The organism is Gordonia sp. (in: high G+C Gram-positive bacteria) (genome assembly GCF_047600565.1).
GTDB lineage: Bacteria > Actinomycetota > Actinomycetes > Mycobacteriales > Mycobacteriaceae > Gordonia.
In genome coordinates this window covers 474,764-497,477 of sequence record NZ_JASGKN010000001.1, presented here as the reverse complement: position 1 = coordinate 497,477, position 22,714 = coordinate 474,764, and the positions used below count along the sequence as shown (strand labels likewise).

General features: G+C 69.5%; 13 protein-coding genes, 1 tRNA gene and 2 pseudogenes. 8 read left to right on the top strand and 8 right to left on the bottom strand.

Translation table 11 applies throughout. The annotated features are described in order from the left end of the window. Positions 1-12: 12 nt before the first annotated feature. Positions 13-1,196, bottom strand: a pseudogene (locus QM774_RS02380) (L,D-transpeptidase). A gap of 179 nt (positions 1,197-1,375) precedes the next feature. Continuing rightward, the gene (locus tag QM774_RS02375) at positions 1,376-2,581 is read right to left on the bottom strand and encodes a L,D-transpeptidase (RefSeq protein ID WP_414974362.1); all 1,206 of its coding nucleotides are present in this window, start codon (positions 2,579-2,581) and stop codon (positions 1,376-1,378) included. Between the two features lie 377 nt (positions 2,582-2,958). Between QM774_RS02375 and QM774_RS02370 the strand changes: the two genes are divergently transcribed. After that, positions 2,959-3,031: transfer RNA gene (locus QM774_RS02370), tRNA-Lys, on the top strand. 53 nt (positions 3,032-3,084) lie between these two features. Here the strand turns inward: QM774_RS02370 and QM774_RS02365 are convergent. Both QM774_RS02365 and QM774_RS02360 read right to left on the bottom strand, forming a co-directional pair. Continuing rightward, positions 3,085-4,563 (bottom strand): flavin monoamine oxidase family protein, encoded by a 1,479-nt coding sequence (locus QM774_RS02365; RefSeq protein WP_414974361.1) that lies wholly within the window; start codon positions 4,561-4,563, stop codon positions 3,085-3,087. A 117-nt stretch (positions 4,564-4,680) separates the two neighbouring features. Beyond that, the gene (locus QM774_RS02360; RefSeq protein ID WP_414974360.1) at positions 4,681-4,911 is read right to left on the bottom strand and encodes a DUF3618 domain-containing protein; all 231 of its coding nucleotides are present in this window, start codon (positions 4,909-4,911) and stop codon (positions 4,681-4,683) included. 108 nt (positions 4,912-5,019) lie between these two features. Between QM774_RS02360 and bcp the strand changes: the two genes are divergently transcribed. Both bcp and QM774_RS02350 read left to right on the top strand, forming a co-directional pair. Beyond that, on the top strand, positions 5,020-5,493 hold the full coding sequence (gene bcp / locus QM774_RS02355; protein WP_414974359.1) for a thioredoxin-dependent thiol peroxidase: 474 nt from the start codon (positions 5,020-5,022) through the stop codon (positions 5,491-5,493). A gap of 11 nt (positions 5,494-5,504) precedes the next feature. Then, positions 5,505-6,125, top strand: a complete 621-nt coding sequence (locus QM774_RS02350; RefSeq protein WP_414974358.1) for a TetR family transcriptional regulator — start codon at positions 5,505-5,507, stop codon at positions 6,123-6,125. Here QM774_RS02350 and QM774_RS02345 read toward each other — a convergent pair. Further along, complete coding sequence (locus QM774_RS02345) at positions 6,108-6,509, bottom strand: holo-ACP synthase (protein ID WP_414974357.1); 402 nt, start codon at positions 6,507-6,509, stop codon at positions 6,108-6,110. The two genes, QM774_RS02350 and QM774_RS02345, sit on opposite strands and share 18 nt — an antisense overlap. Next, a complete protein-coding gene (locus QM774_RS02340; RefSeq protein ID WP_414974356.1) occupies positions 6,506-15,718 on the bottom strand; it encodes a fatty acid synthase subunit beta domain-containing protein in 9,213 nt (3,070 codons plus the stop codon). The genes QM774_RS02345 and QM774_RS02340 overlap by 4 nt, the downstream gene beginning before the upstream one ends. 250 nt (positions 15,719-15,968) lie before the next feature. Between QM774_RS02340 and QM774_RS02335 the strand changes: the two genes are divergently transcribed. Further along, a complete protein-coding gene (locus QM774_RS02335) occupies positions 15,969-16,394 on the top strand; it encodes an HIT family protein (protein WP_414974355.1) in 426 nt (141 codons plus the stop codon). Beyond that, positions 16,391-17,137 carry an NAD-dependent deacylase gene (locus QM774_RS02330; RefSeq protein ID WP_414974354.1) on the top strand — a complete coding sequence of 249 codons (747 nt, stop codon included), beginning with the start codon at positions 16,391-16,393 and terminating at the stop codon, positions 17,135-17,137. Before QM774_RS02335 ends, QM774_RS02330 begins: the two co-directional genes overlap by 4 nt. Positions 17,138-17,155: 18 nt before the next feature. Here QM774_RS02330 and QM774_RS02325 read toward each other — a convergent pair whose 3' ends face one another. Continuing rightward, positions 17,156-17,506, bottom strand: coding sequence for a hypothetical protein (locus tag QM774_RS02325; RefSeq protein WP_414974353.1), 351 nt, complete (start codon positions 17,504-17,506; stop codon positions 17,156-17,158). On the opposite strand from QM774_RS02325, the gene QM774_RS02320 reads away from it, so the two are divergent. Next, a complete protein-coding gene (locus tag QM774_RS02320) occupies positions 17,505-17,681 on the top strand; it encodes a hypothetical protein (protein ID WP_414974352.1) in 177 nt (58 codons plus the stop codon). The two genes, QM774_RS02325 and QM774_RS02320, sit on opposite strands and share 2 nt — an antisense overlap. Before the next feature lie 98 nt (positions 17,682-17,779). On the opposite strand, the gene QM774_RS02315 is transcribed toward QM774_RS02320, so the two are convergent. After that, complete coding sequence (locus tag QM774_RS02315) at positions 17,780-19,576, bottom strand: DEAD/DEAH box helicase (protein WP_414974351.1); 1,797 nt, start codon at positions 19,574-19,576, stop codon at positions 17,780-17,782. 143 nt (positions 19,577-19,719) lie between these two features. Between QM774_RS02315 and QM774_RS02310 the strand changes: the two genes are divergently transcribed. Both QM774_RS02310 and opgC read left to right on the top strand, forming a co-directional pair. Next, the gene (locus QM774_RS02310) at positions 19,720-21,507 is read left to right on the top strand and encodes an AMP-dependent synthetase/ligase (protein ID WP_414974350.1); all 1,788 of its coding nucleotides are present in this window, start codon (positions 19,720-19,722) and stop codon (positions 21,505-21,507) included. Positions 21,508-21,521: 14 nt separating this feature from the next. Next, a pseudogene (gene opgC, locus QM774_RS02305) lies at positions 21,522-22,699 on the top strand (OpgC domain-containing protein). Positions 22,700-22,714 lie beyond the last annotated feature (15 nt).

The window sequence follows — 22,714 nt, the reverse complement described above, 5'->3', positions numbered from 1 at the left end:
TGGGACCCCCGATCAGGCGTTGCCCTTCGACCACTTGGACCACGGCATGTTCCAGTCGCCGAGGCCGTCGTTCCACGGCAGTTCGGGGCCGATGGTGTTGCTGACCGTCACCGGGTCGCCGCGCAGCGTGTTCTGGGTGACCCAGAGTGCGTCGTCGGGACTCAGGTTCAGGCAGCCGTGGCTGGTGTTCGTGTTGCCCTGCGCCCACATCGACCACGGCGCCGAGTGCAAGTAATGCCGCTGTACGACATCTGCGTGGCGTAGTCGACCGGGGTGCGGTAGCCATCGGGCGATCCGACCGGAACACCGTAGGTGGACGAGTCCATGATGATGTGATCGAGGCGGTCACCGATGATGTAGACACCGTTGTCGGTAGGCGTTCCGTCCTTGCCCATCGAGGTCGGCATCTCCCGGATCACCTCGCCGTTCTTCTTGACGACGACGGTCTTGGTGTTGTCGTCGGCGTACAGCTCCATGGCGCGGCCGATCTCGAACGCGTACGACGAGTTGTCCTCACCGAACAGGCCGTCGCCCAGATCAATGCCGTAGATGTTCACGTCGACCTTGACCTTGGTGCCCGGCTTCCAGAAGTGTTCCGGACGCCACCGCACCTCCGAGTCGCTGATCCAGTAGAACGCGCCCTGCACACCCGGGTCGGTCGTGATCTTGATGGCGTCCTGGGCCTTCTTACGGTCCGGGATGGCCTCATCGAAACGCACACCGATGGTCGTGGCGATACCGGTGACCTTCTCGTTCGGCGAGATGTACGCCTTGGTCACGTTGTTGGGGGCACGCGTGGTGAACTGCTGCGAGGTGGTGGTCTTGCCGCCCACACCCACGGCCTCCGCCTGCACCGTGTAGGTCTTGCCGAAGCCGAACGGCTCAGTGCTGGTCCAGGTCGCACCGTCGTCGCTGAACTCACCCTTGATCGGGGTGCCGTCGGCCTTGTCGATGGTCACACCCGTCAGCGCACCCTCGGTGGCCTTCACCTGGATCGGCAGGCCCGGCTGCACACCGACGGCGTCCTTGTCCAGCGGCTTGCCGCCGTCGTCGGCCAGCGAGATCGCCGGATTGATCATGTCGGTGAACTCGCCGGATGCCTTCACATCGGTGCTGTACCGGCTGCATGAGCTCATGACGAGCATCGCCGCGATCAGTGAGACGACAGCGGCCACCTTGATGTGGGGTCGTGCCATGGGGGTAATCCGCCTATCTGGGGTCAATCAACGGTTTCCGGACAATCGTAACAATCCTCGGTGTCGACGACGAAGTCGCCGGACCGTCCCCGGACTCATCGAGATGCCCCGAGGCGCAGATGCGGCGACGGCCGGCTCCGAATCGGAGCCGGCCGTCGTCACGGGAGGTGCGGGTCGCGTCAAGCGTTGCCCTTCGCCCACTGTGCCCACGGCATGTTCCAGTCGCCCAGGCCGTCGTCCCACGGCAGCTCGGGGCCGACGGTGTTGGTGACCGTGATCGGGTCGCCGCGCAGCGTGTTCTCACGCACCCAGAGCGCGTCGTCGGGGCTCAGGTTGAGGCAGCCGTGACTGGTGTCGGTGTTGCCCTGTGCCCACAGCGACCACGGCGCCGAGTGCAGGTAAATGCCGTTGTAGGCCATCTGGGTCGCGTTGTCGACGTCGGTCTTGTAGCCGCCGGGCGAGTTGACCGGCACACCGTAGGTGGACGAATCCATGATGATGTGCGGGACACGGTCGCCGATGATGTAGATGCCGTTGTTGGTCGGGTTCGCCGGCTCACCCATCGAGGTCGGCATCTCCTTGATGACCTTGCCGTTCTCCTTGACGACCACAGTCTTGGTGTTGTCGTCGGCGAACATCTCCAGGTCGCGGCCGATCTCGAACGAGTACGACGCATTGTCGGCGCCGTAGAGGCCGTCACCGAGGTCGATGCCGTAGATGTTCACGGCCACGTTGATCTTGGTGCCCGGCTTCCAGAAGTGCTCGGGCCGCCAGCGCACCTCGGAGTCGCTGATCCAGTGGAACGCGCCCTGCACGCCCGGGTCGGTCGTGATCTTGATGGCGTCCTGGGCCTTCTTACGGTCCGGGATGGCCTCGTCGAAGCGCACACCGATGGTCGTGGCGACGCCGGTGACCTTCTCGTTCGGCATGATCGACGCGTTGGTGACGTTGTCCGGTTCCTTGGTGGTGAACTGCTGCGTGCTGGTGGTCTTGCCACCGACGCCCACAGCCTCCGCCTGCACCGTGTAGGTCTTGCCGAAGCCGAACGGCTCAGTGCTGGTCCAGGTCGCACCGTCGTCGCTGAACTCACCCTTGATCGGGGTGCCGTCGGCCTTGTCGATGGTGACGCCGGTCAGCGCACCCTCGGTCGACTTGACCTGGATCGGCAGACCGGGCTGGATGCCGACGGCGTCCTTGTCGAGCGGCTTGCCGCCGTCGTCGGACAGGGTGATCGCCGGGTTGATGAGGTCGGCGAACTGGCCGGTCGCCTTCACATCACTGGAGTACCGGCTGCACGAACTCATCGCGAGTGCCGCCGCGATGAGCGCGACCACTGCCACGACTTTGGTCCAGGCGCGATGATCGCGCAGTCGGGTACTACTCATGACTCTCCAACCCTGCATTTCTCTACGACTCCCGGTGCGGGTGACACCGAAGCCTCCGCAATAAGCGGACCGGTCTCCCAGTTATTACGACATTGATTGTACGAGCGCGGACCCCGAAACGCACCCATTGGCTCGCATGACGATCTTCACGGTTCGACGGTTGTCCGATCGAACAAGAATCACGCGAACGACAGCGTTACGGTACCCGATCATCGTCACCTCCGACCAATCGGTGAGAACTGAATCACACTCTTGTGACGCGAACTTCCCGAACCGGACAAACAAGCCACTGACCTGCCGATTTTCTTTCTCAGCCGTTCTCCTGTTACTGTTTCTTCTCGCAACACCGAATGGCGTCGAGCCACTCGTGAGCACCGGCGCCATTAGCTCAATTGGCAGAGCAGCTGACTCTTAATCAGCGGGTTCGGGGTTCGAGTCCCTGATGGCGCACTCCACGAGACCCCGTCACTTCCGGTGACGGGGTCTTTCGCATCCGAGGCAGCTCACAGCCGGTTCAGCACCTCGCGCGCGGCCCGCTCCCCCGATCGCACGGCACCGTCCATGTAGCCGGTCCAGTAGTCCGCGGTCTCGGTGCCGGCCCAGTGGATCGGGCCGACCGGGGCACGCAGCGCCGGGCCGTAGCGCGTCAGGGTGCCCGGCCTGCTCACCGCGACCGGGCCGCCTCGCGACCACGGCTCCAGATCCCACCTGAGGTTGCCGTAGTCCAGGTAGTCGTGCGCCTCACGACCGAAGTACCGGGCGAAGCTCTCGATGCACTCACGCACCAGCTGCGACTCGGGCGCATGGTCGAGGCGGCGCATGGCGTCGGCGGAAATGAATCCGAGCAGGATGTGACGGCCGCCGGTGTGGGCCTCGAAGGTCACGTCGATCGGACGTCCGTCGCCGTACACCTGACCGGACAGACCCTTCTCCCGCCAGAACGGCCTGCGGTAGATCGCGGCGAACTTGCTGATCGCCCCCATGTGGTAGCCGTGGGTCAGGCCGATCCGGGACGCCGGCAGTCCCGGGCGGTAGTCGATCAGCCCGCTGATGGCCGGCGACATCGCGACGATTACCCGCCGGCCGGCGAACGTGCCGGCATCCGAGGTCACCACCGCATGGTTCTGCTCGGTGCTGATGCGCCGCACCGGAGCGTCGTAGACCATCGCGCCGCCCAGGGCGTGCGCCATCCGCAGCGGAATCAGTGCCGCACCACCGGAGAACATCCGCTCCTGGGCGCCGCCGTCGGAGCTGAGCAGCCGGAGCATGGTGCCCGGATTGTGTTCGTCACCGGCCGCCGCGATGTAGTTCAGGTAGTAGAGCGCCGAGATCTCGTCGCTGCGCACCGACACCGTCGCCGACATGGCGATGTGCGCCAAGTTCAGGCCCACCGGCGACGACGTGGTCTGCCGGACGTACTGCTCCCAGGTGATCGAGTCGAGGTACTTCGCGTTCGGGTGCCGCCACGGCTCGCCGACCGGAAAGCCCTCCAGCGCCTCGACGGTGGCCCGCACGAACGCCGGTGCCGCGTCGATCACCCCGGCGTCGACCGGAATGGGCAGGCCGGACGCCACCCGCTGACCGTGCCCACGGTTCCAGAAGATGCTGTCTCCCCCGTTGTAGGTGGGGACGGTCGCGACCCCGTATTCACGAGCCAGTGCCGCGATCCGGTTCTGGGTCGGTCCGATGAATTCGGCGCCGGCGTCGAGGGTGGCGCCCAGCCGCGGCGTGGTGATGTTGTGGACGCGCCCGCCCGGGCGATCGCGGGCCTCCAGCACCACCACCAATGCACCGGCCGACCGCAGGGCCCGGGCCGCCGCCAGTCCCGACAGCCCGCCACCGACCACGACCGCGTCGTACACGCCGCCGGGCCCCGGACCGTCCGCCCGCGCCGTACCCGGCAGCACACTCGCCCCGGCGACGGCGCCGGCCGCCGCCAGCGCGCCCCCGAGAAACGTTCGTCTGTCGATGTCTCGCCGCATGAGGTGAAGTTATCCCCGCACCGTTACCGCCCGATGCGGAATCGATGACGATCCGGTGACCGGCGATGCGCAGCGCCCCTCACCCCGAACGGGGTGAGGGGCGCCGTGGGAGCCGATTCAGCGTCGGCGGCGGAAGATCTTGCGCACCACCAGCAGCACGGCCACCGCGGCACTGCCGATCAGCGAGTACTTGACCGGCGGACGGTTGACGAAGGCAACCGCCTTGGTCTTGGCGTCCGCGGCCAGATGCTGCGGGTTGGCGCGGTCGGCGATCTGGTCGAGGGTGTTCGCCAGATCTTCACGCGCCTGCGCGATCTGCTGCTCGATACGTTCGGTGTCGTCGGCCACGCCGTCCTCCACTGTTGTGCTGACTCTGCTCAGGCGAGTGAAGCCCACATGGGGGAAACACCCGCGACTCGTCGAGCCTACCCACCCCTGCCCGATAGGGTGGAGCGCATGGCTGCCAACGGACGACTCGAAGTCGGAGACACCGCCCCCGCATTCACCCTGCCCGCCGCGAACGGCTCGACGGTCTCGCTGTCCGATTACGCCGGCCGGAAGGTGATCGTCTACTTCTACCCGGCCGCGATGACGCCCGGCTGCACCAAGCAGGCGTGCGACTTCACCGACAACCTCGCCGAACTGGGCGACGCCGGAATCGGCGTGGTCGGTATCTCGCCGGACACCCCGGAGAAGCTGCAGCAGTTCGCCGAACGCGACGAGATCACCTTCCCGCTGCTGTCCGACCCGGACAAGACCGTCCTGTCCGCCTGGGGCGCATTCGGTGAGAAGAAGCTGTACGGCAAGGTGGTGACCGGTGTGATCCGCTCGACCTTCCTGGTCGACGAGAACGGCGTCATCGCCCTCGCCCAGTACAACGTGAAGGCGACCGGTCACGTCGCCAAGCTCCGTCGCGACCTGTCCGTCTGACCTCTATCGACATGCCCGAATCGGCTGAGACCGAACCGCTGGTCCCCCGGCGCCGACCGACTCAGGAACGCAGTCGCCGCACCTTCGATGCGCTGTTGACAGCCGCGCGGGAACTGCTGGTCGAAGACGGTTTCGACTCCCTGACCTGCGAACAGGTCGCTGCGCGGGCCGACGTTCCGATCGGCACCCTGTACCAGTACTTCGCGAACAAGTACGTCATCGTGTGCGAATTGGATCGGGCCGACACCACCGGAATGAGCAGTGAACTCTCGGCGTTCGCCGCCGAGATCCCGTCCCTGCAGTGGCCGGCCCTCCTGGAGAAGTTCCTCGACCACCTCGCCGACCGCTGGCGCGACGAACCGTCCCGCCGCGCGGTCTGGCTGGCTGTGCAGTCCACGCCGGCGACCCGTACCACCGCCGTCCTCAACGAACGGATCCTGGCCGACCAGGTCGCCGGGATCCTCGCCCCCCTGTTTCCGCACCAACCCGAACGCCGCGCCCGCATGGCGCAGGTCATCGTGCATACGTCGTATTCGCTGCTCAGCTATTCGGTTCAGGACGACCACGACCACCAGGCGATCGTCACCGAACTCAAACGCATGCTCGGCGGATACCTACTGTCCGTCCAGTGATTCCAGGACGGCGACCGCCCCCGCCGTGTCGCCGTCGTGGGTCAGCGACAGGTGGATCGTCACGTCCGACAGGTAGCGGGCGAGGTCGCCGTGCAGCCGCACCCGCGGCCGGCCCCAGGTGTCGGTCAGCACTTCGACGTCGTTGACGGCGGTCTCCGGCAGAACCGGCGGCTGAGCGAACCGGCTCGACGACCACGCCTTGATGACGGCCTCCCGGGCAGCCCACCGGACGGCCAGATGACGGGCCTCGCCGTCGGGCCGGTCGGCGGCGTCCCGGCGCTCCCCGACCCGGAAGGTGTGCAGGATCGTCGATCCGGGCTGCTCGAGCTGGACGGCGAAGTCGGGCACGTTCACCAGGTCCAGTCCGACGCCGATCACGCTCACCGGTAGGCGCCCTGGACGTCGAGCCGCACGTCGTCGTGCAGAAGCAGTGCGGCTTCGGCGTCGTGTTCGTCGGCGGTCTCGTCGAACCGGCGGCCCTTCGGCCGCTGGTAGGCCGGGGTGCCGCCGCACATCGCCTCGAGGAGACGCTGCCGGCCGGCGCGCAGACGTTCGGCGGCCCGTTCCCGGTAGGCGGCACGCTCGGTGTCGGGCAGCGCGGCGACGAAGGCGTCCGGGTGCGCGACCGCGATCAGCCCCGAGACGTGTCCGAAGCCGAGGCTGGTCAGCAGGCCCGCCTTGAGGCCGAAGCCCTCCCCCAGTCGCAGCGGGGTGCGCGGCCACACCAGGTGCGGGTAGCGCTCCATGGCGTCGTCGACGCAGTCCAGGCTGCGGTTCGGCGGGATCACGCCGTGGCTCAGCACCTGGCACAGGCCGATCAGCTGGAACGCGGCGGCACCGCCCTTCGCGTGGCCGGTCAGCGATTTCTGCGAGACGACGAACAACGGGGCGCCGTCGGAGCGGCCGATGGCCGCCGCGAGACGTTCGTGCAGTTCGGCCTCGTTGGGGTCGTTGGCCCGCGTCGACGTGTCGTGCTTGGACACCACGGCCACGTCGTCGGGGGTCAGCCCGAGGTTCGCCAGCGCCGTCGCGAGCGGCGAGTCCTGGGCGCCGCGGGCCGCCCCGAGCGCCCCCAGGCCCGGTGCCGGGATGGAGGTGTGGACGCCGTCGCCGAAGCTCTGTGCCCAGGCCACCACGCCGAGCACCGGCAGTCCGAGCCGTGCGGCGACGTCGCCGCGGGCCAGGAGCACGGTGCCGCCGCCCGCGGACTCGACGAAGCCGCCGCGGCGCCGGTCGTTGGCCCGGGAGAACCGTTCCGGTGCGATTCCGCGCGCCTCCATGGCCGCCGAATCGGCGGTGGCCGACATGTCGCCGAAGCCCACGATTCCCTCGATGCCGAGGTCGTCGAAGCCGCCGGCGACGGCGAACAGCGCCTTGCCGAGCCGGATCTTGTCGACGCCCTCCTCCACCGAGACCGCGGCCGTCGCGCACGCCGCGACCGGATGGATCATCGCGCCGTAGCTACCGATGTACGACTGCACGACGTGGGCGGCGACGACGTTCGGCAGCGCCTCCTGGAGGATGTCGTTCGCCTTCGATTCGCCGAGCAGGGTGTCGATGTACAGCGACCTCATGGAGCTCATGCCGCCCATGCCGGTGCCCTGGGTGTTCGCCACGAGCCCCGGGTGCACCCAGCGCATGAGTTCGGCGGGGGTGAATCCGGCGGTCAGGAAGGCGTCGACGGTGGCGACGAGGTTCCACAGTGCGACGCGGTCGACCGATTCGGCCATGTCGGCCGATACGCCCCAGCGCACCGGGTCGAAGCCGGTCGGGATCTGGCCGCCGACGGTCCGGGACAGGGCGAAGCGGCGCGGCACCCGGATCTCGGTTCCCGCGAGCCGGGTGACCGTCCAGTCGCCGGACTCGGGGTCGGGTGCGATGCGGGTGCGTTCGGGGTCCGACGAAGCGAAGGCGCGCGCCTGCGCCTCGGTCGGGACGCTGAAGCTCAGATCCCGGTCGAGGAACACCGATTCGAGCAGCGGCGCCGAGTTGTCGGCCATGGCGCCGTCGTCGGTGTACCGCCGGATGCCGCAGCGCTCGAGGACGGCGTCGTGATAGCGGTCGGCGATGTCGGCCTCATCGACCGGATCGCCGGTCTGCGCGTCGTACCAGCCGGGCGACGGTGTCGTCTCCCAGGTGACGAGTCCGGTGTTCCAGGCCAGTTCGAGGACGCCGGCGGCCGAGAGCCGGTCGTCGACCTCCATCTCGAAGCGGGTGCGCGAGGATCCGTACGGGCCGACCTCGCCGGCCCCGACGATCACCACGAGGTCCTCCGGTCGCGCCGCGACGTCCGGCCAGTCGATCCGGCCGGCCTGGTCGCCTCGGGCCGGCGACGGCAGCGCCGACACCCGGGTACCACCGGTCGGCGACGTGTCGCGTGCTCCGGTCCGGGCGGTCGTGGCCGTGCCGGCCTGCTCGGCGAGCGCGGCCAGATCCAGCGAATCCGACAGCCCTGCGGTGAGATCCTTCTCCACCGGCACCGTGCGGGCGGCGATCCGTTCGGCGGGCGCGCACAGGCCGAGGAGTTCGGCGGCCATCTCGTCGGTGCTCCAGGTGCGGACCCTGGCGGATTCGACGGCGTCGACCATCGGATCGTTGCCGCCCATCAATCCGGTGCCGCGCACCCAGCCGATGAGGGCATGAGCCAGCGTGACCCGCTCGTTCCACGAGCTCTCCGAGCGCCAGCGCCGGACGAGGGCGTCGAGTGCCGCCTTGCTCTCGCCGTAGGCGCCGTCGCCGCCGAACATGCCGCGGTTCGGCGAGCCGGGCAGCACGACGTGCAGCCGGGACTCGAGGTCGGTGTCGGCGCCGATCGCCGACAGTCCGGCGATCAGCCGCTCCACCGACCACAGCAGTACCTTCATCTCCAGTTCGGCGCGGGCACCGGCGTCGACGGCGTCACCGGCGACGCGGGGCGCGGCGAACGGGAACAGCAGCGTCGGGCGCAGCGCGGGCTTGAGCACACCCGTGGTGGCACCCAGGTTCTCCGTCTGCTCACTGCCCAGCCAGTCGGTGAGGGCATCGACGTCGGTGTACGACGCCATGTTCGCCGGGACCGCCCACAGCGTGGCGCCGCTGCGCGCGTTCGTGCGGTACAGGTCCTTGTAGAAGGCCAGACGATCGCTGTCGAGGCGGGAGGTCGTGACGACGACGGTGGCGCCGCCGGCCAGCAGTCGTGCGGTGACCGCGGCGGCGATCGACCCCTTCGACGCACCCGTCACCACCGCGACGTCGGCACCGTACCGGGCCGGGTCCGTCTCGACGGCGGTCCGCGCGATGCGTTCGTAGAGGGCAGCATGGACCACGCGGTCGGCGGCTGCGGACCGCTCGTGCCACCAGGAGGCGTGCGCGGCCACCACGGCACCGGCGCCGGTGAACCGGTCGGCGGTGCCGGAGACGTCGAGTTCCTCCTCGTCGGCGGTCCACAGGCGGGCCAGGTCCTCGCGGAGCGTCGCCCAGCGGTCGTCGATCAGGACCGCGCGGTCGGCGTCGAAGACCGGTGCGACCGCCCGCTGCCAGTCGGCGCCGAGTTCGGCGCTCACCCGGTCGGCGAGGCCGTCGTCAGCGGTGCCGGCGGACGCCGTCGGCGTCGTCGACAGTCCCAGCCGGTCCAGCACGGTCTGCGCGGCCGCCGCGAGCACACCGTCCGGTCCGGTGATCTGTTCGGTGAACTCGGCGAGTGCGGCGGCATCGATCTGGGCGCCGGCACCGCCGTCGGAGGACGGGAGGTCGACGGCGATGCCGTGGGCGGCGCCGACGCCACGCACGGCACGGTCGATCGCCGCGTCGAGCGCGGCGAGATCGGTCACCGGGCCGTCGAGGAGTTCACCGAGGTCCCCGCCGCGCACACTGGCACCGTCGCGAGTGCCCAGGGCCAGCGCGAGCTGGGTGTGCAGTGCCCAGCCCGGTCCGAGATCCCAGACCCCGTTCACCCGATCGGCGACGTAGGACGGGCGTTTGCCCCTCGGTCCGGCGATCTTGCGGAGCTGGTCGGCGACGGCATCGGAGAGCACTTCGCCGAGCGGCCGGTAGCCGCGCGCCAGTGAGTTCACGGTGTTCTCGAGTGCCGCCACGTCGGCTTCGGCGGCCCCGTCGATCGCACCGAGCCCGAGCTCGGCGCCGATGTCCAGCAGAAGCTGGTTACGGCGCGACGACACCCCGTCGCAGAGCGTCTCGATCGAGTCGACGGCGCCGATCTGGTCCGGTCGCATCTTGGTCCAGAGGGCGATGACGCCGCGGACCGCGTCGGCCGGCGCGAAGGCCAGGTCGTCGGGGCGAGGGGCACCCGGCGCCGCGGACGGGGCGGTCGGTGCGGTCGTCGCCGCGGGTGCGGGTGCCGGCGTCGAATCGACGGCGGCCGGTTCCGGGGACTCCGGGTCGCTGCCGGCATCCTGCGCGAGCAGGACCGCGGCGTCGGACTCGACGTTGACGACCTCGGTCGTCGAGGTGGCGTAGCCGGGCAGACGCAGCGTGTTCCGGGCCAGGCCGGTGAGGGTGGGGGCGGTCTTGACGCCGACTTCGACGAATCGCTGGATGCCCGGTCCCCCGCGTTCGGGGCCGGCGAACAGCAGTTCCTGGGTCTCGATCCAGCGGACCGGGCTGGCGAACTGCCAGGCGAGCAGCTCGATCAGCACGACCCGGGTCAGTTCGGCGGGCCGGGCCGCCCAGTCGTCCCAGGCGGCCAGCACGTCGGCCAGCGGCTCGGACGGCACCAGGTCGGCGATCTCCTGCACGAAGGACCGGTCCAGGGTGAACAGCCGGGGCACCAGGTTCGGGATGTACCGGCCGACCAGAACGTCCGGGTCGATGGTCGCCGGCAGCAGGTCATCGAGCTTGCCCCGGAATTCGGGGACGCCGGCCCGCAGCACGCTCGAATGGAACGGCACGTCGATGCCGGGCACCAGGATGAAGGCGCGTTTGCCGCCGTGCTCGGCGACGCGGCGGGCCACCTCGGTCTCGAGGGCGTCGAGTCCTCGCACGGTTCCCGCGATCGCGTACTGCGAGCCGAGGAGGTTCAGATTGACGACTTCGAGGTATTCGCCGGTCCGTGCGGAGATCTCCGCGACGAAGTCCTGCACGTCGGCGTCGGCGAGCCCGAACTGGCTCGGGCGGATGGCCGCCATCCGGTAGTCGGAGCGGCCGTTCTCGTCGCGCGGCACCAGGTGGTGCATGGCCGAGCCGCGCTGGAACACCACTTCGAGCACCGCTTCGAGCGGAAGGACACCCGCGCAGGCGGCGAGGGCGTTGTATTCGCCGACCGAATGGCCGCAGGTGATCGCGTCGGTGACGAAGCCGCCGGCCTCGCGGAGTTCGGCGACCTGGGCGACGCCCAGTGTGGCCATCGCGACCTGTGTGAACTGGGTCAGGAACAGGACGCCGTCCGGGTGGTGGTAGGTCTCGCCGCGGGCGACGAGGGTGGTCGGATTGTCGCGGACCACCGCCAGGATGGAGAAGCCCAGCGCCGTGCGGGTGTGGGCGTCGGCGCGGTCCCAGACCTCGCGGGCGGCTTTGCTGCGGGCCCGGGCGTCCAAGCCCATGCCCTTGCTCTGGATGCCCTGGCCGGGGAAGGCGTACACGGTGCGCGGTGCCTCCAGGAGACCGGTCGCGGCCATCACCAGATCGTCGCCGACCTTGGCGGTCACCTCGATCACGTCGCGGCCGGCGTCGATCCCGACCCGGTCGACGCGCACCGTCACCTCGTCGCCGAGGCGGACCATGCCGAGGTAGCGCGCGGTCCAGCCGAGCAACGGACGCGGTGACGGGACCGGAGCGCGGGTGTCGGCCGCGGTCACCGCCTGCTGGGCGGCCGCCGACAGCCACATGCCGTGCACGATGGGCTCGCCCAGACCGGCGAGCCGGGCCGCGAGGACGTCGGTGTGGATCGGGTTGCGGTCGCCGGACACGACGGCGAAGCCGGTCATGTCGGCGGGGGCCTGCACGGTCACGGTGCGCAGGTGTTTGCGGGTGCCGGACCGTTCGTCGTCGAGGGCACCGCCCGCGCGGACCGGGTCGGCGGGTTCGCTCGCACCCGGCCGGCCGCGGACCGCGAACCGTTCGGTCAGCGTCGCGACCGGTTCCGTCGCACCGTCGCCGGTGGCACGTGCGACGTCCACGCCCACCTCCACGACGCGGCCGTACACCGAGTCGTACACCGCACCCTGTCGGGCGGTGACGGTCAGACCGGTGACCTCGCTCGGCACCGGCCCGGTCAGCGCGACGGCGTGATCGAGGTGCACCAGGTCCAGCAGACCCTCCACCACCGGGGTGCCGTCCTCGGTGCGGGCCTGTCCGAGCACGCTGAACACCGCCGGCCAGCAGGCGGCCACGAGGTTGTCGGGCACGGCGCTGCCGAACGGCGAGGCGGGTGTGACGGGGCGCAGCGTGGCCGGGAGGCTCGACGCGGTGGCACCGCTGTGATCGGCGACCAGGTCCGGGTCCCAGGCGACGTCGACCGTCACCACACCGTCCTTCACGGTGGCGAGTTCACCGCCGGCGGCGACGGTCAGCAGCTCCCGCATGGCGGTGGCCGCCTCGTCGATGCCGATGCGCGGCACGCCGCCGTCCAGGGTGGTGTCGTCGACGATCAGGGGCAGCACGATATGGGTGCCGGCGACCGGCACCGTCAGTTCGAAGCGGGCGGGCGACTCCCCGTCACCGCTGACCCGGTTCAGCCGGGAACCGGTGGCGGTGTGCTCGGCCCGGTCGACGTCGTGCACGTCCCAGGCGTCGGGGTCGCCGAGCTGCGCGACCGGATTGTCGGTGATGCGTCCACCCCACGAGACGTCGCGCGCCTCCAGGAGCACGCTGATCGGTCCGGCGGAGGGCACCGAGCCGACACGGCGGCGCGCATCGGCGGGCCACGGGTGCTCGCCGTCGCGGCGCAGGTCGGCGACGACGCGGGCCTCGAACCGGTCCAGGAGCGCGCCGACGGGCTCGTCGACCTCGGTGATACCGGCCACGGCCACCGGCCCCGGGATGATGCAGACCTCGTCGGCGCGGTAGCGGGGATCGTGCGCCTGCCACAGCGAGTCGCTGCGCCACCAGCGGCGCACCTCCTTGTCGATGACCGGCACGAAGTTCACCGGCTTGCCGGGTGTCCGGCACAGTTCGAGGAAGAATGCGACGTCGGCCGGATGCAGGACGTCGTCGGCGGCCTCCGGGTAGCGGATGATCAGGGAGTCGACGGCGGCGTGCGCGTCGGTCACCGAGTCGCCGAAGATCGACGTGAACTCGCCGCGATCGAGGCGGTGCAGGCGGGCTTCGGCGCGGTGCAGCATCTCGACGAAGCGCCGTTCCCAGCTGATGTCGGCCCACGGCAGCGCGCCGGTCCGGTCAGCGCCGACGGCCAGCTCGGCGTAACGCCGCAGCCACTGCTCGTAGGTCATCGCGGCGACGTCCCCGAAGTACGGCTTGGCCGTGGCGGCCATGGCCGCGATGATCTCGTCACGGCGCTCGTCCACGGCGTCGGCGTCGCCGGCGACCTCGTCGAGCAGCCGGCCGCAGCGGGAGGCGGCGTTGTCGATCTCATGGATGTCGGCGCCCAGCTGGCTGCGGCCGGATGCCATGCCGGCACGGCTGTGTCCGGCGCCGATCCAGCTGTCGCAACCGGCGGTGTCGACCAGCAGACGCTTCACGTCGGGAGCGGTGGTGGCCTCCTTGGTCGCCATCGCGGCGGTGCCGACCAGGATGCCGTCGAGCGGCATCAGCGAGTAGCCGTGACGGCGGGCCCAGGTGCCGGTCAGGTACTCGGAGGCACGCTCGGGGGTCCCGATGCCGCCGCCGACGCACACCACGACGTTCGGCCGGTCGCGGAGTTCGCCGTAGGTGGCCAGCAGCAGGTCGTCGAGGTCCTCCCACGAGTGGTGGCCTCCGGCGCGGCCGCCCTCCACCTGCACGATGACCGGGTATTCGGGCACTTCGGCGGCGATCCGCACGACGGCGCGGATCTGTTCGACGGTGCCCGGCTTGAAAGCGATGTACGGGATGCGGGCGTCGATCAGTTCGCGGACCAGATCGACGGCGTCGTCGAGTTCGGGGATGCCCGCGGTGACGATCAGGCCGTCGATCGGGGCGCCCGCGGCGCGAGCCTTCTGCACCAGGCGCTTACCTCCGACCTGCAGCTTCCACAGGTACGGGTCGAGGAACAGCGAGTTGAACGCGACTTGGCGGCCGGGCTCGAGGAGTCGCTGCAGTCCGGCCAGATTCGCCGCGAAGATCTCTTCGGTCACCTGGCCGCCGCCGGCCAGTTCGGCCCAGTGGCCGGCGTTGGAGGCGGCGGCGACGATCTCCGGGTCGACGGTGGTCGGGGTCATGCCCGCGAGGAGGATCGGCGACCTGCCGGTCAGCCGGGTGAAGGCGGTGTCGACGACGGTGCGGCCGTCGGGCAGTGCGGCGAGCCGTGGCGCGTACAGGGCCCACGGCGCCGCCACCTCGGGCGCGTTGCCGGGCACGAACAGATTGCGCTGGCCGCCCCGGGTGGCGGCGGGAACGATACCGATCCCCTGCCCGCGCACCAGCGGTGCGGCCAGCCTCGACGCGATGTCGGACGGTCCCAGGTCGATGAGCCAGCGGGCGCCGCTGTCGCGCACCTCGTCGACGCGCGCCACCCAGTCGAAGTGGTCGACCAGCAGGGATCGTCCGTACCGGCGCGCGAGTCCGACGTCGATGCCGCAGTCCTGGGCCCATCCGGCCATCAGCTCGACGCCGTCGATCATGTGCGGGTGGTGGAACGGCACGGTGCTGCGCACCTGATCGAAGACCGGTGCGAACGGCGCTCCGCCGGTCTCCTTGCGTGTGCGGGCCTGCGCGGATGCGGCGGCGCGTTCCTCGAATAGCGCCCGGAAGGCGGCGAGATGGCGCGGGGCGCCGGCCAGCACCACCGCGCGGCGCGAGTTCAGCACGGCCACGGCCGGCACACCGATCGACTGGCTCTCGTCGACGCCGGCGGCGTAGTCGGCGAGCAGCGCCTCGATGTCTGCGGGCGCCGCGTGCGACACCGACAGCATCGCCGGAGCGTCGATGGTGCCGAGGATGCCGAGACGGCGCGCGGTCACGGTGGCGGCCGACACCATGAGGTGTCCGAGCGCGAGCAGGTGCGCGTCGTCGATCTCCGGGCCGTGTTCACCGATCAGTTCCGCGGCGACCATGCCCTGCGAGTGACCGATCGTGGCCGTCGGCGGAAGCGCATCCGTGTCCAGGCCCTGTTTGCGCATGAGTTCGACCGCGGCCAGCTGCGTGAGGAGCACTCCGGGCCCCGACAGCGTCGCGTCGGCGAGTTCCGCGTCGGTCGGCACCGGCCGGCCGTCGTCGAGATCGCGAACCCACTGCAGAGGTGTGAACTCTCTCGCGCCCACACGCGCCAGGTCGTCGGCGATCGGCGCCAGGATCCCGCGGGCGTCCTCGACGGTCTGGGCGAGACCGGATTCCAGGTCGCCGTCGATGACCAGTTCGGCCAGCGTCGGCAGCCACGGGCTGCCCTGTCCGGCGAAGCAGATCGCGTACGGCTCTCCGGCGGCCAGACGGTCGAGCAGGCTCGATTCTCCTCCGTGGGAGTGGTCGGAACGCTGGGCGGAACGGTACTGGTCGAGGGTCACGGGTACTCCTGGGTCTGCCGGCGGCATGGGTGGGAACGCGAGGTTCGAAACGCGGTCCATGCTGCCACAGAAATATGAGGCAACCCTCATGTTTTGTCCCGACCGTCGGGTATACCCGCCGGTAGACGCGTCGGTAACCGCGCCGGCCTGCGGTTTCTCCACCCGCATTTTCGTTATCATTTCGTTATCATCAGGGTGTGGCGTTCGGGTCTGCGGCCCCGGAATCCGCACCGGCCGCTAGGGTCTCCCCATGTCCGACTGCGTCTTCTGCGACATCGTCGCCGGCACCGCCCCGGCGCGGATCGTCTATGCCGACGATCACCTCCTCGGCTTCCTCGACATCCGCCCGATCACCGCCGGACACACGCTGCTGATCCCGCGCGAGCACTCGACCGGACTGGCCGACCTGCCGCCCGAATCGGGCGCGCGTCTGTTCCAGGCCGGCCAGCGCGTGGCCGCGGCGATGAAGACGTCGCTCGGCGCCGACGGCGTGAACCTCGCCCTCAACGACGGCCGGGCCGCATTCCAGACCGTCTTCCACACCCACCTGCACGTGCTCCCGCGCCGCAACGGCGACCGGCTCGACTTCGCCAAGGGCTTCATCACCCGGCGCGGCAAGGATCTCGACCGGGTCGCCGCCACCCTGCGCGGCGCCCTGGCCCAGGACACACCGTGACCGTCGACCACGACGCCCTCGCCGAGGCCTCCCGGCTCATCGCCGATGCCCGTGACGTCGTCGTGTTCACCGGTGCCGGAATGTCCGCCGAGAGCGGAGTCCCGACGTTCCGGGATGCGATGACCGGCACCTGGTCGCGCTTCGACCCGCAGCAGCTCGCCACCCCGGAGTCCTGGCAGAACGATCGGGCCCTCGTCTGGTCCTGGTACGCCGGGCGCGCCGCCGACGTCCGGAGGGTGGAACCGAATGCCGGGCACGAGGCGATCGCACGCCTCGGCGAGCGCAAGGCCGCCGACGGCGGGTCCGTTGCGGTGGTGACGCAGAATGTCGACGACCTGCACGAACGCGCAGGGTCACCGGTGGCCAGCCACCTGCACGGCAGTCTGTTCGCGCCGCGCTGCGATGCCTGCGAAGCCCCCGGATCCTCCGACGCGGCGCTCGATCCCGAACTCCAGCCCTGCCGGCTGTGCCCCGACGGGGTGCTGCGCCCGGGCGTCGTCTGGTTCGGCGAACCGCTGCCACCCGGCGATTGGTCCGCCGCCGAGCGGTCCTTCCACGACGCCGACCTGGTTCTCGTCGTCGGAACCAGCGGTGTGGTCTATCCGGCCGCCGAACTGCCGATGAGGGCGGCGTTCCGCGGTGTGCCGGTGATCGAGATCAACCCGGAGCCGTCGGAACTCGCCGGCGTCCTGCTCACTCTCTCGGCGACCGCCTGCCAGGTGCTCCCCGGACTGGTCGGCTGAACCGATCGTCCGGACGGCTCACGCAGCCGCCGGCACCACCGTCTCATCGACCGGATGCACGACCTCCTCGACCAGGCGCCGGCGCTTGAGGACCGCTCCGCCCAGGAGCAGATAGCCGATGACGATCCACACCGCGAGGGCGACGAACGCGAGACCCGCGCCGGCACCGATCAGGCTTCCGTGACCGAAGAAGGCCGCCGATCGCAGCGCCGTACCCGTCGCACCCAGCGGGAGCCACTGACCGAGGTGACCCCAGATCCCGGGCAGGAACTGCGGAGGGCTCGCGATACCGGCCAGCGGCATGCCGATCAGCATGAACACCAGTGCCGCCACACCCATCCCGGCCATGCCGGTGTCCGGACCCGCCATGCGGGCCTTCCTCCGGTCGGCGGTGACCGACGAGGCGACCGCCGCCGCATTCGGCGAGTTCGCCTCGTCGGAGATGCTCCCGCTGGTCGTGGAGGAGTCGGGCCTCAGTCACGACACCGCCCGGGTGCTGGCCAGCATCCTGTTCGGCCTGGGCACCATGCGCGGTACCTGGTGAAGGCGCCGGCGTTCACCGGACTGTCGACCGACGATCTCGTCGCGGTCTACGCACCCCGCGTGCAGGCCGTCATCGACGCCGACTGAGCGGCGGCGCTATCAGTCCCGGCCGCGGCCGGCGACGCGCGGCGGGCGCTTACCCCACGAGTCGCCGCCCTTGCGATGACCCTGGCCACCCTTGCCCTTGAAGCCGCCCTTGCCCTGGTAGCCGCCGCTCTTGCGGCCGCCGCGCTGTCCGGGCGGGCCCAGATCCTTACGGATGTCGATCGGATGCTTACCGATCCGGGTGTGCTTGAGCATGCCGAGGGTCTCGGAGTCCAGGTCGTCCGGGAGCTCCACGAGACTGAAGTCGTCACGGATACTGATGTTGCCGAAGTCCCCGCGAGTCAGACCGCCCTCGTTGGCGATCGCACCCACGATGGCACCCGGCGACACCTTGTGCTTGCGGCCCACCGCGATGCGGTAGGTGGCGAAGTTGCCGCCGCCCTTGCGCTCGCGCTCACGCCGCTCGGGGCGCTCACGACGCTCCCCCTTCGGCGGATCCGGCGACATCAGGAAGCCGCCGTCGCGGGTCTCCAGCGCCAGCGCCGCCGCGATGTCGGCCATCGCGACGTCGTTCTCGCTCGCGTACTTCTCGACCAGACCGCGGAACATGTCCAGGTGATCCGAGCCGAGGTTGTTGGTGATCGACTCGCCGAACTTCACCACGCGCTGGGCGTTGACGTCGTCGACCGACGGAAGATCGATCTCCTGCAGCTCCGAACGGGTGGCCCGCTCGATGGCGCGCAGCAGATGACGCTCACGCGGCGACACGAACAGCAGCGCGTTGCCCGAGCGGCCGGCCCGGCCGGTACGCCCGATGCGGTGCACGTACGACTCGGTGTCGTGCGGGATGTCGTAGTTGACGACGTGCGAGATCCGGTCGACGTCCAGACCACGGGCGGCGACGTCCGTCGCCACCAGGATGTCGATGGACCCGTCCTTGAGCTGGTTGATCGTGCGTTCACGCTGCGCCTGCACGAGGTCGCCGTTGATCGCCATCGCGGTGTGACCGCGCGCCCGCAGCTTCTCGGCCAGCTCCTCGGTGGCCGACTTGGTGCGGACGAACACGATCATGCCGTCGAACGGCTCCACCTCGAGGACCCGGGTCAGCGCATCCAGCTTCCGCTGATGGGAGACCTGCAGGTAACGCTGGGTGATGTTGTCCGAGGTGGTGGTCTTGGTCTTGACCTTCACCTCCTGCGGATCGTTCAGGTACTTGCGCGCCAGGCGACCGATGGCCGACGGCATGGTGGCCGAGAACAGTGCCACCTGCTTGCTGTCGGGGGTGTCGGCGAGAATCCGCTCGACGTCCTCCGCGAAACCCATGGTGAGCATCTCGTCGGCCTCGTCGAGCACCAGGAACTCGAGCTCGGACAGGTCGAGGGTGCCCTTGTCGAGGTGATCGATCACGCGGCCGGGGGTACCGACGATCACCTGCGCGCCGCGGCGCAGGCCGGACAGCTGGATGCCGTAGCTCTGGCCGCCGTAGATCGGCAGGACCTTCACCTCGGGCATCTTCGAGGAGTAGCGACCGAACGCCTCCGCCACCTGCAATGCCAGCTCACGCGTCGGCGCCAGCACCAGGGCCTGCGGCTTCTTCGCGGTCACGTCCAGACGGGACAGGATGGGAATCGCGAACGCGGCGGTCTTGCCGGTGCCGGTCTGGGCCAGGCCGACCACGTCGCGGCCGGTCAGCAGCGGCGGAATCGTCGCGGCCTGGATCGGCGACGGGGTCTCGTATCCGACCTCGTCGAGTGCGGCGCGCACCCGATCGTCGATGTCGAAGTCGTCGAAGGTGACCGACGGTGTCGTCACGTCGGCGGGGTCTGAACTGGGGGTTTCCCGGGCGCTCATGAGCGCGTACTCGTAGTCATCGAGGATTGATTCTACCTTGAAAAACGGCTGTGACGGACGCCACGCGGCCACTGATAGAGTGGCGTTTACGAGGTTCGTCCGAACCTGTTCGCGCCATCACTTCGCAAGGGAAACGATTACGCATGCAGGAGTACACCACTCCGTCCGATCTGGTCGTCGACGAGAAGGCCACCACCATCACCCGGATCCAGAAGATCCGTCAGGAGCGGCCGACGCTCCCGGTGTTCAAGCGGAAGGGCGACTCGGGTCACTGGATCAACGTGACCGCCCGGCAGTTCGCGGACGAGGTCGATGCCGTGGCCAAGGGCCTGATCGAGTCGGGTATCGGCTCGGGCGACCGTGTCGCACTGCTGTCGTCGACCCGCTACGAGTGGAGCCTCATCGACTACGCGATCTGGCGGGCCGGTGCCACCACCGTCGCGATCTACGAGACCTCGGCACCCGATCAGGTGGAGTGGATCCTGGGCGACTCGGGCACCACCATGCTGATCGTCGAGAACGCCGACCAGTACGCCAAGCACAAGGACGTCATCGACGCGGCGAAGGCGCTCAAGGAGACGCTGGTCATCGAGGACGGCGCCCTGCCGGAGCTGCGCCGTCGCGGCGAATCCGTCGACGATGCCGCGCTCGACGAGCGTGAGGCCGCCGCACGCTCCAGCGATCCGGCCACCCTGATCTACACCTCGGGCACCACCGGACGCCCGAAGGGCGTCGTGCTGACGCACGCGAACTTCCTGGCCGAGACCGAGGCGGTGAAGACCTCGGTGGCCGGCGGTCTCGAGGAGGGCAAATCCACTCTCCTGTTCCTGCCGCTGGCCCACGTCTTCGCCCGCGTCGTCGCGGTGGGCTGTGTGGAGAACGGCGTGGTCCTGGGCCATACCAACGACATCCCGAACCTGGTCGAGAACCTGGGCGTGTTCAAGCCGAACTACGTGCTGTCGGTGCCCCGCGTGTTCGAGAAGGTGTACAACTCCGCCGAGCAGAAGGCCGTCGACGGCGGCAAGGGCACGATCTTCCACAAGGCCGCCGAGACGGCCATCGCCTACAGCGAGGCGATGGAGAAGGGCGGCGCCGGGCTGGCGCTGAAGGCCAAGCACACCGTCTTCGACAAGCTGGTCTACGGCAAGCTCCGCGATGCGCTGGGCGGCAAGTGCGAGGCCGCCGTGTCGGGCGGTGCACCCCTCGGCGCCCGGCTGGGGCACTTCTTCCGCGGCGTCGGCATCCCGGTGTACGAGGGTTACGGTCTCACCGAGACCACCGCCGCGGTCACCGCCAACAACGAGGACCACACCAAGATCGGTTCGGTCGGACGTCCGGTGCCGGGCGTCTCGGTGGGGATCGCCGACGACGGCGAAGTGCTGCTCAAGGGCCCGGTGGTGTTCACCGGCTACTGGCAGAACACGGCCGCCACCAAGGATGCGCTGGTCGACGGATGGTTCCACACCGGCGACATCGGGCGCCTCGAGGACGGCTACCTGTTCATCACCGGCCGCAAGAAGGAACTGATCGTGACGGCCGGCGGCAAGAACGTCTCGCCGGCGCAGCTCGAGGACACCATCCGGGCGCACCCGATGGTCAGCCAGTGCCTGGTGGTCGGCGACAAGAAGCCGTTCATCGGCGCGCTGATCACCATCGACCCGGAGGCGGCGCCCGGCTGGTGCGAACGCCACGGACTGCCGGCCGACACCTCGATCGCGGAGCTGGCGAAGAACCCGGATCTGCGGGCCGAGTTCGCGGAGGCCGTCGCGGACGCCAACAAGAAGGTGTCGGCGGCCGAGGCGATCAAGAAGTTCGAGGTCCTCGACTCGGACTTCACCATCGATACCGGCGAACTGACGCCGACGATGAAGCTCAAGCGCAACGTCATCCACGACACGTACGCGAAGGCCATCGCCGACCTCTACAGTTGAGGTCCGGGGAGAGCATGCGGCGCGCCGTTCCCGATCGGGAACGGCGCGCCGTAGTCTTGCCACCCATGGGCCGTGATCTCGCCATCGACGCCACCCGTGGCCTCGCGATCTGGAGCATGATCACGCTGCACTTCGCGTCGGGGATGTGGATCGCCAAGCCCACGCACATCTATCCGACCGTGGACGGGATGAGCGCGTTCATCCTGCTCTCGGGCTGGTTCTGGGGCTGGTCTACCGGCGCTGGATCGACCGGTTCTCGCTGCGATACGCGTATCGGCGGCTCACCCGACGGCTCGTGGTGCTCTACGTGGCGCAGGTCTGCATCTCATTGGTCGCGGTCGTCGCCTGCGCGGTGCTGACCGCCCAGCAGTTCCGTACGGTCACCGGACTGCCCGCGCGTCTCACCCTCGGCGAGCAGTTGTCGTGGACCTTCACCCTGCGCTTCCTGCCGAGCGGCGGCAACGTGCTGATGGTCTACCTGGTTCTGATGGCGTCCGCCTACGTCGTCTTGCCGATGCTGCGCGCGAACGCGTGGATCGCCGTGCTCGGCGGATCCATCGCCGCCTATGTGATCAGTCAGTGCAGCGACGTGTCGTGGACGACGGTCCACACGTATCCGGGGCACGGGCCGGTCCAGAACTGGCTGGCGTGGCAGGTGCTGTTCGTGCCGGCGATGGTGATCGGCTGGAAGTGGACCGACTGGCGGGTACCGCAGCGTCTGGATGCCGCGCTCGGTTACCTCCTGGTCACCTCGGCGGTGCTCTGGGCGGTACTCAAGCATGGTCAGCGGGTCGGCGATTGGCTGTACGCCGAGCCTTCTCTCACCGACAAGGTGGACCTCGGGGCGGTCCGGGTCTTCACCGCCTGGCTGGTGATTCCAACTGTTTACGGGGTGTTCCGCCGGCTTCTACAGTGGGCTCGACGGGACTGGCTCAGGCCACTGGTTCTGGTCGGGGCCCGCAGCCTGGACTCCTACGTGATTCAGGCGGTCGCCCTGATCGCGATCCCGACGTGGATCGTCATGCGGCCGTGGAACCAGTCTCTGTCGACGGTGATCGTGCTGACGGTCTTCGGGATCTGCTGGGGCTGGGCCCTGTGCCGGGAACGGCTGCGGATCGACCGGCTGCACCGGCTACCGCTGATTCTGAGCGAGGCCGCCCGGAACACCCCGTCGCGGCGGATTCACGCCTGAGTCGCCGCGCGGGGA

What these genes read in the sequence shown, in the direction of transcription:
- QM774_RS02375 (WP_414974362.1), bottom strand. Translation starts at nt 2,581, where the DNA reads ATGAGTAGTACCCGACTGCGCGATCATCGCGCCTGGACCAAAGTCGTG.
- QM774_RS02365 (WP_414974361.1), bottom strand. Translation starts at nt 4,563, where the DNA reads ATGCGGCGAGACATCGACAGACGAACGTTTCTCGGGGGCGCGCTGGCG.
- bcp (WP_414974359.1), top strand. Translation starts at nt 5,020, where the DNA reads ATGGCTGCCAACGGACGACTCGAAGTCGGAGACACCGCCCCCGCATTC.
- QM774_RS02350 (WP_414974358.1), top strand. Translation starts at nt 5,505, where the DNA reads ATGCCCGAATCGGCTGAGACCGAACCGCTGGTCCCCCGGCGCCGACCG.
- QM774_RS02335 (WP_414974355.1), top strand. Translation starts at nt 15,969, where the DNA reads ATGTCCGACTGCGTCTTCTGCGACATCGTCGCCGGCACCGCCCCGGCG.
- QM774_RS02320 (WP_414974352.1), top strand. Translation starts at nt 17,505, where the DNA reads ATGCGGGCCTTCCTCCGGTCGGCGGTGACCGACGAGGCGACCGCCGCC.
- QM774_RS02325 (WP_414974353.1), bottom strand. Translation starts at nt 17,506, where the DNA reads ATGGCGGGTCCGGACACCGGCATGGCCGGGATGGGTGTGGCGGCACTG.
- QM774_RS02315 (WP_414974351.1), bottom strand. Translation starts at nt 19,576, where the DNA reads ATGAGCGCCCGGGAAACCCCCAGTTCAGACCCCGCCGACGTGACGACA.
- QM774_RS02310 (WP_414974350.1), top strand. Translation starts at nt 19,720, where the DNA reads ATGCAGGAGTACACCACTCCGTCCGATCTGGTCGTCGACGAGAAGGCC.